Origin of the sequence: Mesorhizobium sp. LNHC209A00 (assembly GCF_000502915.1) — a bacterium.
In the GTDB taxonomy this organism is placed as follows: domain Bacteria; phylum Pseudomonadota; class Alphaproteobacteria; order Rhizobiales; family Rhizobiaceae; genus Mesorhizobium.
Genome location: NZ_AYWT01000006.1, coordinates 177815 through 191850 on the forward strand (window position 1 = coordinate 177815; position 14036 = coordinate 191850).

Annotated in this window: 8 protein-coding genes; all 8 read right to left on the reverse strand. The window is 61.6% G+C overall.

The window, feature by feature from the left end:
* Positions 1 to 4: 4 nt before the first annotated feature.
* The 8 genes from X739_RS149105 to X739_RS1000000170565 all read right to left on the reverse strand — a co-directional run bounded on the left by X739_RS149105 (position 5) and on the right by X739_RS1000000170565 (position 13369).
* Positions 5 to 1066, reverse strand: a complete 1062-nt coding sequence (locus X739_RS149105) for an NAD(P)-dependent oxidoreductase (RefSeq protein ID WP_023781624.1) — start codon at positions 1064 to 1066, stop codon at positions 5 to 7.
* A 198-nt stretch (positions 1067 to 1264) separates the two neighbouring features.
* Entirely contained in the window at positions 1265 to 3385 is a 2121-nt protein-coding gene (locus tag X739_RS0134490) for a PQQ-binding-like beta-propeller repeat protein (protein ID WP_084056329.1), read from the reverse strand.
* Between the two features lie 328 nt (positions 3386 to 3713).
* Complete coding sequence (locus X739_RS1000000170560; protein WP_084056331.1) at positions 3714 to 7019, reverse strand: Wzz/FepE/Etk N-terminal domain-containing protein; 3306 nt, start codon at positions 7017 to 7019, stop codon at positions 3714 to 3716.
* 330 nt (positions 7020 to 7349) lie between these two features.
* Entirely contained in the window at positions 7350 to 8366 is a 1017-nt protein-coding gene (locus X739_RS149100) for a glycosyltransferase (RefSeq protein WP_023794939.1), read from the reverse strand.
* Between the two features lie 49 nt (positions 8367 to 8415).
* The gene (locus X739_RS149095; protein ID WP_023781621.1) at positions 8416 to 9396 is read right to left on the reverse strand and encodes a glycosyltransferase family A protein; all 981 of its coding nucleotides are present in this window, start codon (positions 9394 to 9396) and stop codon (positions 8416 to 8418) included.
* 242 nt (positions 9397 to 9638) lie between these two features.
* A complete protein-coding gene (locus X739_RS149090; protein WP_245273875.1) occupies positions 9639 to 10811 on the reverse strand; it encodes a polysaccharide pyruvyl transferase family protein in 1173 nt (390 codons plus the stop codon).
* A 122-nt stretch (positions 10812 to 10933) separates the two neighbouring features.
* Positions 10934 to 12244: a DUF4038 domain-containing protein gene (locus tag X739_RS149085; protein ID WP_031252087.1), complete on the reverse strand. Its 1311-nt coding sequence runs from the start codon at positions 12242 to 12244 to the stop codon at positions 10934 to 10936.
* Positions 12245 to 12304: 60 nt separating this feature from the next.
* Positions 12305 to 13369 carry a DUF4214 domain-containing protein gene (locus X739_RS1000000170565; protein ID WP_348625758.1) on the reverse strand — a complete coding sequence of 355 codons (1065 nt, stop codon included), beginning with the start codon at positions 13367 to 13369 and terminating at the stop codon, positions 12305 to 12307.
* Positions 13370 to 14036 lie beyond the last annotated feature (667 nt).

Here is a 14036-nt window from a genome sequence, read left to right on the forward strand (position 1 = left end):
CAGCTTATCCGAGCGCCTCCTCCAATGGCTTGGATACTCCAGCAACCCGCATCCGCTCGTCCAGAAGTCCGCTGGTCAACAGATGCCTGATGTGACCGATGCGCTGGAAGCGCGGCCCCTCGAATTCCTCCAGCGTGACATTCGACTTCCGGTATGCCTGGTAGAGTTGCTCGGCACCCTTGCGCGCATCCCATTGTGGCCTGAAGGCAGGCAGGGCAAGCGCGATCTTGTCGAAGTTGACCCGATAGGAGCGTTTGTCGGGCCCGGCGTCGGGCGCGAGTTCAAGCCGGCAATCGGGCACGATCTCGGCGACGATCTCGGCGATGTCCCGGATCCTGTAATTGTGGTCGGTTCGTCCCACGTTAAAGGCTTGATTGTGAATGGCCTCGCGGGGCGCCTCCAGCCCGGCAATGAATGCCCTGGAAATGTCCTCGATATGGACAATCGGTCGCCACGGTGTTCCATCGGACTTCAGGAGGATGACGCCTTTGGTGACCGCCCACGCGACCAGATTGTTCAATACGATGTCGAAACGGAGCCGCGGCGAGAGCCCATAGGCCGTGGCGGGGCGGAAATAGGTGGGAGAAAAGCTGCTGCTGGCCAGTTCGGAAATATCCCGTTCTGAAAGGACCTTCGACCAACCATAGGGCGTGACCGGATTCAGTTCGCCAGTTTCATCGACCATCCCGTCGCCTGCCTGTCCGTAATTGCTGCACGACGAGGCGAACAGGAAGCGCGACACGCCGGCGTCCTTGGCCGCCTTCGCAAAGCGGACGCTGCCCTTATGGTTGATTTCGTAGGTGATGTCCGGATCAAGGTCGGACAGCGGGTCATTGGAAAGGGCCGCAAGGTGGATGACGGCATCGAACCCTTCGAGGTCGCGCGCATGCACGTCCCTGACATCCTTTTGGATGGATGGAATTGAAGCCCGCTCGCCCCCAGCGGCAAAGGTGCAGCGCCGGTAGAGATCGCTGTCATAGCCCATCACCGAATGCCCGGCACGAAGCAGCATCGGCACCATCACGGATCCGATATAGCCTTGATGGCCGGTTACCATGACTTTCATCGCGCATCTTCCTCAAGCAGATAGTGATGGTGCAGAGCCTACCGAGGCTCAAAGAGCTGGGCGAGAACGCCAATAGGCGGTCGGAATGCCCTGTTGGACGAGGCCCTGCCGCCGAATAGGTCATTCGGTTGGTGCGCGCCTAATCCTTTCGGATGTTGTCTCAGGGACCGCCGAAACCGTGTTTTTGGAGCTCGAGTCCTACGGTCCGAAGACGAACAGCGCGCGGCCGGCCTCGATCGCGATGGCCTGCCGGCCGTCCACGGTGAACGAGATCGGAGCGGCTCTCGTCTCTCCGCCAAGCGGCACGCGCCAAAGCTCCTGGCCGGAGGCGGAGTCGAGCGCGAACAGCACCCCTCCGGAGGCGCCGAACACCAGCCCGCCGGCGGTCGCCAGCAGGCCGCCGTAACCTGAGTCCTTTGCCGTGGGGGAGCGGAATTCCCATTTCCTCTCGCCAGTCGCAGCATCGAGCGCACGCACGGCCCGCACCGGCGGAGAAACCCACGCGGCCCCGCTTGCGACAAACAGCCCCCCCTCCCCTCGTTGGACATTGTCCGGATCGGTTTTCGTAAAAATCGATGCCCCTTCGGTCGTCGGCACGAAGACCAGCCCTCGGCCTTGGTCGAAGGCCGGATTTTGCCAGTTCGTTCCTCCGCCGCCCGGCCGTATGAGGCGCCCCTGGGTCGAAGCGCCCGCCGACAGGACCGGCCGCCCCGCGTGATCCAGGCCATCGGCCCAATTCTGCTCCACGAAGTTTACGCCGGTCAGGAATTCCCCGGTGACCCTGTCGAGCACATAGTAGAATCCGTTCCTGTTTGCCCAGCAAATCACCTTGCGTTTGACGCCGTTGATGGTGAGATCGGTAAGGATAGGCGTCTGGTTGGAGTCCCAGTCGTGTTCGTCATGGGGCGTGAACTGGAAGTGCCATGCGAGCTTGCCGGTGTCCGCATGCAGCGCGACCGCGCTATTGGTGTACAGGTTGTCGCCGGGGCGTACGTCGCCATTATAGTCCGGGCCCGGGTTGCCCACGCCCCAGTACACGAGATCGAGCGATGGATCGTAGCTACCCGTCACCCATGTCGGGCCGCCGCCGGTTTGCCAGGCGTCGTTCTTCCACGTCTCGTGCCCCGGTTCGCCAGGACCGGGGATGGTGTTGAATTTCCACAGCTGCTTGCCGCTCGCGGGATCGTAGGCCGCCAGAAATCCGCGAATGCCGAACTCGCCGCCGGCAACGCCGACCACGACGGCATTGCTTGTGGCCAGAGGCGCCCCGGTCATCGTGAGACCTTCGGAGGGCTTGGCTACCTGGGTTTCCCACACCTCCTTGCCCGTGTTGGCATCCACCGCGACGAGGACGCCGTCCAAAGTGCCCAGGAAGAGCGTGCTGCCGAGAACGGCAACGCCTCTGTTTACCCTGCCGCAGCACATCGGCAGATTATCGGGCAAAGGCCTGTCGTACTTCCAGATCACCTTGCCCGATATGGTGTCGAAGGCAACGATGCCGGCAGGAGGCACGCTGGTGAAGAGCGCTCCGCCGATGACAAGCGGCGTCGCCTCTAGAACACGGTCATCGGTGTCGAGCTGGCTGATCCAGCGGACACGAAGCCGGGGCACATTGTCCTTTGTGATTTCGGAGAGCGGCGAATAGCGCCGACCGTCCAGCGAACCCGAATAGGTCAACCATTGGCCCGAATTCGGAGCAATCAGATCGTCGCCCTTCACGCGGATATCAAGATGGGGCGCGTTGTCGTCGCTCGTGGCCGAAGTCCTGGCCTGGAGCGATCTGATATAGCTTACGACCTTCCAACGGTCGTCGAACGGCAGATCGGCGTGGGACGCCATGGAGGTTGCGGGAATACCGTCGCGCACGACCTTGTAGATGGCCAGGTCGCTGTCGCCGTGTCTGAGTGGCCGGTCGAGAAGCGGAGCGTGTGTCCCCGATCCATCGTGGCAGGCCGCGCAGTTCCTGCGAAATATATCGGCGCCGCTGGCGCGATCCTCCGCACTGACAAAAGGATTGCTGACGGCGGCATCCAGGGAGCGCCCTTCCGTCACCGTCGTGGTCAAAACGAACCCGCTCGAAGGGTTCGTCATCTGAAGAAGCTCCGACCAGGACAAGTCCGGAACTCCCCCAAACACCTTACGCGTATAGAGCTGGACTCTCCAGGTTAGTGAATGCCATATCTTTGTACTTTTCGCCTCATCTTCGGGCTTATGCATATTATTGTATAATACAAATCCACCCACCACTGCGATGAAAACAGAAATCATCGCAGCGTACAGAAATCGTAACTTCCATCTTCTCTTGGCGGAATGTGCCATCTATCTTGGCATTTTTCCTGTCTGCCGCGCATTTACTGTCGTGCTTGTTATCACGCGAGCGAAGCGGTCACATCGAGACCCCTTTCCTGTCAGCCACCGACAGGAGTCAAGGACAGACACCCTTATCGTCCCGATATGGTTGGTCGACGGATGGTGCATGTCAAGGGACTTTCCCAGCAAGCGGGGCCCGCCCGCAAGAAATGCAAAAGGAGTAGCCGCACGAAGACGAAATCCCTAAGCCCTACGAATGGGCTCCTAGCCGCATTGCCGATCCACGCAACAAGAGTGGTAGTTCGCGCAGGAAAAGCCGGCTTGCCGAGGGCAATCCCTAGGCGGCGAGATGCTTTCGAGACCCTGCGGGAGCCCCGGTGATCAACACGCCGGCTATCGGTGCCCTGCCCGCACGCATCGACCGCACGAGGTCCTTCAGCACGTCCATGGAGGTTCTGCCCCATCCGGCGACCAGGATGATGCCATCGAGAACCGGGTTGACCGCCAATTTGGAAGATCCCGAAGCGAACGAGGGGAGGACCACGATGACAATATCGTACGATTGCAATTCGGCGAGGGCGCCGTGCATCGCCTGCGGGACAAGCAGTTCACCGGCGCTCGAAGACAAGCATGGAAGCAGATCGAACTTCCGGTTCGGCACAGACACTATGCTCGACGTGATGGGGCCTGCCGCCCGCTCGCCAGCGGCAGGCAAAGCCGTCAGCAGCATCCTGGTCAGATCCGGACGAGAGGAGTTCGCATCGAGGAGCAGCACGCGCTTGCCGGACATCGAGTAGAGCGAAGCGAGGTTGATCGCCGTCAAGCATTTGTCCTCGTCCTCCGCCGTCGATGTGATGCCCAGCCATTTCATGGGACGGGCGCCGCCGGCGAGGCTGATCGCGGTCTTGACCCGTCTGAGGCTGTGGCTGAGGGGCGAATATGGAGAATTCGTCACCTCGTCCGTTCGGCCGCCACGTCCTCTCCGTCCGAACGGCGGCAACTCGCCCATGCATTCCAGCCCAAGCCCCTCACGGACTTGCCGCGGCGAACGAATGGTCTTGTCGAACATGTTCCGGATGAAGGCTTGGGCCACTCCGACCATGATTCCGAAGAGAGCGCCGAAAGCCAGCATCAGCGAACGTCGCGGATGGCTGGCTGACGGCGATGGCGAAGCAGGCGTGATTACCCGCAGGTCGGCAATCGGATATGTTTCCTGGTTGAGCGAACTGGTGTGCGCCTGCAAGAAGTCGCGGTACATCTTGCGGTAGATGTCCGCGGTAAGATCGAGTTCTTCGAGCGTAGACTCATGCATCTCGCCGCCCGCATTCTCCATCGCCTTGTCCTGGACCGCCGCGTCGCCCGACGGTCTGCCGACGCTGTAGTCGTGCCGGGCGCGGAACTCCTGGGCGATCTGCGTGGCGTTGTTCATTTGGCTCCGCAATTCCTCGAGACGTTTATCGAGCCACGCGCCATCCTCATGGGCCACCGCTCCCTTGGTCCCTAGCTGTTCGAGCACGAGGGCGTTCGCGATGGCGTTGGCTACCCTGGCCGACAATTCGGGGTCGTGGGAACTGAAGGAGATTTCGATCGCGTAGGAGCCACCCAGCTGACGGATGTCGAGTCCGTTCTGAAAGGCCTGCATCGTATGGCGGGTGCGCCTGAATTCCGCGATCTCGGACGCCGTGCCGTCGGCGCTGCCCGAAAGCGGTTGTCCATCGCCGGCGGATTCAGACCCACCGGCAGCCGCTCTTGTCCGCAAGCCCAGCGTTTTCAGCACAAGCGCGCCGAATTGGTCAAATCGTTCGGCCAAGGTAAGACTTTGCGGCCGATTGAACGTCGCGTCGTCCCGCAGGTTGAGTGAGTCGATGACCATCATCGCGGTCCTTTCCGACCTCATGAGGGCGATCCGACTTTCGATCTGCGCTGTATCCAGGGACACGTTGGCTTCGCGCGGCTGCTGCTGGAGCAGCTTGGGGAGGTTCGGCTCGATGAGGATCTGGGTGCTCGCCGTGTAGGTCGGGTCCGTGGTCACGACGTAGAACCCCGCCGCGAGGATGCCTGCCGCCAGGCAACCCGTGATGGAGCGCGCGTACAGCTTCAGGAAGCCGGTAATGTCAGAAAGGCCGATGAATTCGCGGTCGATGGGATTCTCCCAGCCGGACGCGGGCGGCCACTGCCCGGATATCGCCGCATGTCTGGCGACAGCCGGATCATCGATCAGTTCCGGGGATTGGTATCCCTGCAACGACCGTTCGCGGGCATGCCTGTTCCTGCGGGCGAGCGCCCTGGCTGAGGCGACGACGGCGAGTGCGATGAAGAAAACGATGCCGGGATCCGCGCTCCCGCCCGAAATGGAGGCGGCGACGATTCCTGCCAGGGCGCATGCCCGGACGGACGATACCACCGCATCCGTTTCGCGATCGACGTAGGGCCTCAGTCCTCCCAGTCCACGGATCAGCACGCCCAGGAGCGTCGCCATCATCAGGCTGCCGACGAAGCCGAGCTGCGAGACGACGGCAATCGGCCAGCTGGAAGCGCGCGAGCTGCCGAACCCGACGCCCAGGCCGCTGGTGTCGGCGAAGGACTGGAGGCTCTTGACGTTCCAGTAAGTCCGTTCGTGACCGGAGTCCGTGCTGCCCTTGCTGATGATGGTCGAGTCGATGAGGTCGATGACCGGATCGAGGATCCGTTCATCGTAGACGATGATCGCCATCACCGCGCAGACCCCGATCGTCAGGAGCGCGACGATCAGGATTTCATCGGCAGTGACACGACCGGCCAGAAACGAACGTGCGAGGGAAAAGGCAACGGGAAGGCTCAGCGCGGCCAAGCCGACATATGCCGTCGACGACGTGGAAAGCAGCAGCAGCAGCAGCATGGCCGCCGACAGCCAGCTGGCCAGCCGAGAGCCTGTCTTGCGCCAGTAGACGTAGCAAAACGACAGGCACGCCAGGGACGCGCCGCCGAAGGCCGATGCTTCGGAATACGCTCCGGCAAGGCGGAAGAAACCCGACTGGATCTGGTCCGTGAGCATCGCGTAGCTGGCGGTCCGGATCACCAGCAGAAGGTCCCCGGCTCCCGCGAACTTGCTCGCCAAATCGAGCAGTCCCATGGTCACATGGAGGACGCACCAGACGAAAAAACCGCGCCGGATCTCGTCTGTCCTGTCCTTGTTGAGGAGCAGAACGCAAAGGGCGATGGCCGTGAGGCCGCCAAGAATGAAATATCCGGTTTGCGAGATGTTGGACGAGACCGGCCCGAGCGAGGCCTCTACTACGACGCCGTGGCGCGTGGTGGATTGGACGAACGCGCTGGTCTGTCCCGCGAACAGGCGTGGGAAAAGCCACGCTCCGGCCGCCGCATAAAACATAAGACCAATGAGAACCCATACGGGCCGGATCTTGCCGAACACATCGCCGAGGTCCTGCCAGATCCGCCTCCTGGCGGCGACCCCCATCAGCAGAAGAGCGCCGAAGAAGGTGTAGATAAGCGGCGACGATCCGCCCAGCGAACTGAGCGTCATCAGGGCCGTTGAGCCGAAAGCCAGCGATGCGATAAGCCCTACGATCAGAGGCGCCCGGTAGTAGTAGGCCAGCAGCAGCACCGCCGCGCAGACAACGAGACCGGCAGGCGAGATCTGCATCTGTCGTCAAGCCCGCCCGAGCCGGCCGCGGCCCTGCGTTTCCTTCATATGGCTGGCTCCCCGCGCATCGGCATGCATGTCATAGTTTCCTGGGCTGGCGACCCGCGATAATGTCCCGGTTCCGGGCGCGGCGCCGATGCCTGACTTTTCGGGAAACGACGCCTGGCCGGCAAGCGTGGCAATGGGAGTAGGAGACGGCGACGACGTTGAGCGCACTATCCTTTTGCCGTATTGCCATACCTCCATAAGCCTATCCATCGGCTCTTTCGGATCGTATGGACCTACTTCGACGACATGGCGCCGTCCGGCTCCGGGTTCGCGGCCGCCGCGTCACTGCGAAAGCAAGGACAGTATCTTTCGCCTGCGTGTGTATCTGCGCCAAGGATACACCCACTTCATGCGAAATCTGTTGCGCTCCCGATGGGAAAGACCCGCAACTATCTGCGCCTTTGGAGGGACCGGAAGCGTGACGCTGCAGTTTCGCAGCACCGACTCCGCCTGGCGATAGAATTTGTTGAAATACTCATCCCAGGGCCAGCCGGGTGCGTCCCACGGCTTGGGCGCGCCGACGAAGTGCCAGATCGTTGGCTTGAATCCCAGCTCGCGCGGATCCAACGCCATCATGTATTCGCTCTGATAATTGTAGCGAAGAGGCAGAAAGTCGACGTTTCCCTGCGCCGCGTGATTGAGCGCGCTTTGATCGGACGCGATGCAGCGGTCCGGATGCTCACGCAGAAACTTGATGGCCGACGATGCTATGGAATTCCACGCATTTTTCGATGCATATATTACGCCTGAATTGAAATATGCCGTCGGACTGCAGCCCAAATCTGTCAGATGGGCTATGTCTTTCCTTTTAGACAGGCTCAATTCATCAATGTAAATTCTCATGAAGTCCGGTACCGCCATCAGACCGTGCTCGGGCGGCGAAATTGCTAACAGGCTGTCGAGCTCGTCGTCCACCATGGTGTCGCCGTCGATGTACAGAAGGCGCCCGATATCCTCTTCCAACAACGAGCCGATCCACAACCGTGCCAGCGCTATCGGGGGAACGACGTCACGGTGAAATCGGGAGAGTTCAGCCAGCTGCGGGAAGCTCGCCGCCTTGATTGATATCTTCGTCCCGGAAACAGCCGCGCCGAATTGCTGTAACCACGCCTGTTTCGCATTGACGACGAACAGATAAATGGAGATGTCGCCGCCAGTATGGGCATCGGCGGACAATGCCGTTGCGAACGTCGGAAGAAAGTAGTTCTGGTCCGTGACCAGAACCACCGCCACCTTGCCGGAGGTTTTTTCGCGTTGGTTTTGTTGGGCAAATGGCAAGGTCACGATCAGATCCGACATCTATTGCCCAATCGATGTTGAGCGCTTTGCAAAATTCCGAGAAACACGGCTAAGGGCGCGTCGCTCCAAGAACCTCCAAGATGACCCGTCTCGCACGTTTGAGGGAGCCGTCCGCCGTGAACAGATGACCGATGGGCGGCAGAAACATGGAGGCCGGGTCAAGCCTCCGGCCGAATTTGAAAAGTTTGGCGCCAGCCGCGCGCTTGCCCCTTATCAGATGCGATAGCGCCGACCAGTAAGCGGCCGCCGCCAGATGGCGCCGGACCATGCGATGAAGCGCCGGCGCGTTGGGCATGGTGCTGCCTTCGTGAGCAAAGAAGCTCTCCAGCACGGTTTCATACTCCTGCAGTCTGCGGAGCCCGTCCTGCCACATGACTTGAGAGATATTGGTCGTGTGTTCGCGCGTTATCGCCAGCGGCACGGACAGCTCCGCAACGGATCCGAAGCGGGCCAGGCGCAGAGCCATCTCCAGGTCGTCGAGCAGAGGGACGGACGGCCGATAGTGGCCGACTGCCTTCTGCACCGATGTCCGCACGAGCATGGCATGGGCGGTCAGGTTGAATTTCATCTTCCGGCAGCAGGTCTCGATCAGCCGGTTGCCATCCGTCAGGGTCCAGCCGTCGGCCTGCGCAGACAGGGTGGGAAGGTCGTTCCCGACCCATGGCGCCATGTGCTTGCCCAGCACGAACGATACCTCCTTGAAGCGGTCGAGGAGCGCCATCCCAAGGCGAAGGGCTCCCGGCATGAGCAAGTCATCGGCGCAGAGGATCATGAAATAATCGGCGCGGGCCAAATCCACGCCTTCGTTGAACGAAGCATGGGAACCGACATTCACCGGATGCCAGATGGCCTCGATCCTGTCATCCGTCGCCGCCAGCCGATGCGCCACCTCGACGCTGTCGTCGGTGGAGGCGTTGTCGATGATGACGATCCTGACATCCTCGACTCCCTGGACAAGAACGCTTTGAACGCATTGCGGCAGGAAGTGCGCATAATTGTAGCAAGGGATGACAATGTCGACGCTGGCCATCAATCAGAACCTCCGATGAGGATGAGGATTGCCAGGCTCGCTGGCGTCCTTATAGGCTTCTTCAGCATTGTTTCCATCGATGATGTTGCTCGCACGAGTGAGACCGCAACAGACTAGCATTTCGACGTCATTGTTGACCTTCAGACGATGGATGTAGCCCCTACTCCTGGTCCGCAACTTTCGGATGAACGCCGGTTGCGCATTGCCTGGAGGGGCAATGCGGGCGATCAACACCATGCGCTTCAACCGATCACGCCGGAGAGGAGGCAGGCGTCCTGCCTGTCGACCTGCTCCCTGAACTCGACGAGACGCTCGCCAATTGCCTGTTCGTGCTTTTCCCTGGCAGCCGCCAGCTGCGAAAACTGCGCGATCAACGTTTCGACATTGAAGGTCTCGACATGCTGGCAGTACTCGCCCAGGCCCATTTCTTCCATCAGCACATCGTTCTTCCTCGCGTAGCTCAGCGAGATGGTCGGCCTGCGCATCATCAATGCGCAGACGATGTTGTGGAACCGCGTGGCGACGACGATGTCGGTCAGCGCCATCTGCCCCATGACGTCGCCCAGCGAATGGACCTGTTCGTGCGCCAGCCTCGAGCCGGGCCGCAGATCACCCACGGCCGCCCGGAGCGCGTCGACGGCGATGCTGTCTTCTTCGTCGCCTATGAGAAGCCGGACATCGTGGCCGCTGTCGAGGAGGTGGACGACGAAACGCGCCAGTTTGCCGATATAGCCGGTAAGGATCGACTGACCGCCTTCGGCAAAGCCGTACCAGCCGCGATAGGCCATGATGCCGACGCCCACCTTCAGCGCCCCCGGCCGAGTCCGAGGAGATCGAATTGGCGCGGGCAGGCCGAAGGCGAGGTCTGGATAGATCGCGTCTCCACGGGTGTCGAAGCCGACGCTTTCCATGAATTCCCTGGATTGCAGGTCGCGGTAGGACCGGTAATGAGCCAGGCGGGCCGCCGACGTCATCAGCAAGCGGCTCAGCCGGTTCCTGATCGGGCCGGCCCCGATGCTGACAAAGGCGATGCGCGTGCCGACGAGGCGAGCGGCGAGACACCATTTGAGGATGTCGTAAGGCATGCCCGCCGGCCTCTCCCCGAAATCGTCCAGGATTCCGGTGCCTGGGAAGATCATCACGTCGGACTTGCGGATGCGGCTAACCGTCTGCGCGAAATCGGCAAGTTTTCCGGGGATTTTCAGGAGCAGCCGGTTGATGCGTCCGGACAGGCCCGCCGCAGGCCCGTTCCGCCGGATCGGCGAGGTCTCGATCCCAAAAGTCCGTTTGACCACCTCGGGTTCGCCGCAGACGCATGAAAGGTCCGCCTCGGGCCTCTCTCTCCTCAGAAACCCGACCATTGCTTCGAGCGAACCTTCATTGCCGAAATTGCCGGAGCCGAAGAGCCCGAACAATGTTATTCTTCGCGGCGCCCGGAGCACCTCCGTGCGGTGGCCGCTTGGCTGACGGGACGCCGCTCCGATCGCACCGGTGCTCGCCAGGCTGTCAAAGCTGTCTGCGGCGTCGTTCCTGGCGGTCATTGGCTTTGTACCGGTTGCGTACGGAGTTCCAGCATCCAATCGGTGTGATCGCCTTTTGGCGGCACGAAATACCGGACATTCATGGAAAACGGTGACCCGGGAGCCGCCTCGCTCCCTCCCGTGGAAGGATCGATCCAGCGAGCCGAGACTTGCGGCCCGGCGAGCTTTTCAAGGTCGAGGGTAATGCCCCTCCCGTTGGGAAGGTAGACGAGTGCGAACGACCCATCCTTGCTCCGCGCCGACATCGTCCGGGCCTGGTAGCTGCCCTGTCCCGCGATGAGGAAGTCGTTTCCCGTATCAGGTTCGAGTTCCCACCATCTGATCGACGAAAAATATTGATGGAGAACCTGCATGCTCCTGGCCCCCGGACTGTCGAGCGCCTGCTGCCAGGTCGTGTCCGCCGGCCAGAGGCCCGGACCGCCGAAGTGCCAGATCGGGTTGTTGCCGAATATTTGTCCCGAAGCGCCGGAAAGAACCGCCTGGTAGGCCTGCACCCGCACGCGGTGCGCGTCCGCGCCGAACTCGTTTTCGTAGGCGCTCTCCATCAGGAAATACGGCATCTCGCCCGAGGCGTGCTGGACAAGCGCCGCCGCGTGGACGGGCTCGTAGGTGTAGACATTGTCCACGGAAAGCCACGGTTCGCCCCGCCAGTAATCCAGAGCCGCCGTTTCGGGCGCGTTGTGCACGGTTTGCAAGGCATTCGGGTCGATTTCCCGGATCCCTTCCGCGACCGCCCTGACCAGGCTCTTGTCCGGCGGATTGTAGTCGCCGCCCTCCACCCAGATGATGTTTGCGAGGCCGCCATAGCGCTGTCCGACGAATCGGCCGTAGGCTCGCAGGCTTTTCTCGCCGCCGGCGGCCATCTCCTGGTACCAGCCCTGGTCCCCTCCGCCATAGCCGAGATAGGAAGGAACGAGCAGCACCACGAAACCGAGATCGCGCGCCCTGCGCAAGACCCAGTCGGCATGCCTGAAATAGGCTTCGTTGGGGGCGCTGAAGTCGCCATCGCGAAGGAAAGGGCGGTCGCCATAGGCATTGGCGGGAGCGTTGCGGGCAAAGCGATGCTCGATGAGGTTGATCAGCACCGTGTTGAACCCGCGTGCCCGCCGGTCACGAAGGTAGACATCCGCATCCTCGCGGGTCAAATCGGCGATCAGCGACCACGCGGCGTCGCCATTGATCAGAAAGGCACAGCCGGCAGCGTCTTCCAGATATCGCTTGCCGGGTTCCACGCGCAGAGGGAACGGCTGCTGGGCCGCCATGGGCGCTTCGCAGGCATGGCCGACCAGGGTCGTCGCAGCCAGCATGCAAAATGCGAGACCACAGAAGCGCAGATCCATGACGGTCCAGACCTCTTCAGCCGCAGGCTAGTTTGCCATTTCGGCGGCGGGGGCCGTTTTCGCGGTCGCGGCGAGGTGGACGGCATACTTGTCGGTGAATTCGCTGGAGGTGATCATGCCGCGGGCTATGGAATCCCTCGACATCGAGCCGTCCCGCAGCTGTTTGGAATAGACGTCCAGCCCGTACCCGTCGCCGTCCCTGTCCATGAGCAGCCGGTAGAGGAAGCCGACATAGGCACGGTCGCTCAGGCCGATGATGGAATACTTCCTCAAGAATTCCCGCGAATGCATCAGGTCGATCATCATTTTGGGGACATCGGCCGAGCCGTCGTCCAGGGCAGCGGACCACCGTTCGATATCTTCATCGCTGGCCTTGCGCCCCAGTATCAGGCAATGACTAAAACTCGCCTGGCGCATGGTGGCGGTCACGATCTTGCCGCTGTCCGCGAAATCGCAGCCGCGCTCCGGCCTCGGCAGCGGCCTCGGGCCGAGTATCAAGTCCCTCACCGCAATGTATGCGGCCTTAGGCCCTGCCGGGCTCCAGCCGCGCTCCGCCGAGCCGACAAGCCTGACCAACCCCATCGATGCTTCGAAGTCGGGCGCCCAATAGGCTTCATCCAGAAGCTCATAGATGTGAGCGGCTTCCACGTTGTACTTGGCCTGCAGCTGGCGCAGCCGAAGCATGGACTGCATCAGTCCTTCGGCCTGCTGTCTTTCGCTTTGCCGGCTTCCGTAAGGATTGTTGAATTCGGTGACCCAGATCGGCTTCCCGTAGCTGGCGAGCACCTTGAAGGCGGGCTCGGGATCCTGGCCATACATATGCCAGACCGAGATGTCCCATTTGATGCCGTCCTGCTTCATTCGTTCGAATGCCCCGGTGTGGCCCCACCCCGCAGTGCCCATCGCCTTGCGAATGCCCGGGTCGACTTCGCTCATGCCGTCGGACAATCCCTTCAGGACGGCGCTGACCTTGGCCCAGCGCGGGCCGAAATAGTCCAGCACTCCGGTGCCGCCGGCCGGACCCCATTCGCAGGGATATGTGGTGCCGTCATCGCGCTTCTCGCAAGCTTTGATGATGGCGTAGTTCTCCATCTCGTTGCCCAGTTCCCAGGCGCGGATGTCATCCTTAAACCGGGATCCCAATGCGACCGCCAGAGCGCGCGTCTTGGCGTAGAGCTCGTCGGTGTTGTCTTTATCAAGGTCGACATTGCCGGGGGTGATGACGGGCAGCACCTCGATGCCGTGCTTCTTGCCCTCCGCCACGATTTCCGCCAGCCTGTCCGCCGAGGAAAGGTCGGAAATGTTCACGNGATGCCGTGCTTCTTGCCCTCCGCCACGATTTCCGCCAGCCTGTCCGCCGAGGAAAGGTCGGAAATGTTCACGCGGTAGGACTTCATCCCCAGGTCTTCGAGGTAGTCGAACTGACGCTCGACCGAGATGCCTGGATAGGCCGTAATCGGGTGGCCGTTAGCCCCCCAGAGAATGTCGCCGGAGGCCGACGAGGCCATGGCGAGCAGGCAAGCCGCCCCGATCAACGCACATTTCAACATATTCAGTGTCCCGGTTCTCACGAGGCTGCAACACTATCCTCGTCGCGGGTCGCAACAATCTGACTATTGGGAGACCGGCTTCATCCGCCTTACGTCTTTAGAATGCGGCTCATAGCCTTTCGGCCGCTATGGGCGACGGCGGCACCCCAGTACGGGCGACCGCTTCGGGACCTTCTCGCGATGCAGGGCCTTGCTGCCGCAGAAGCGGC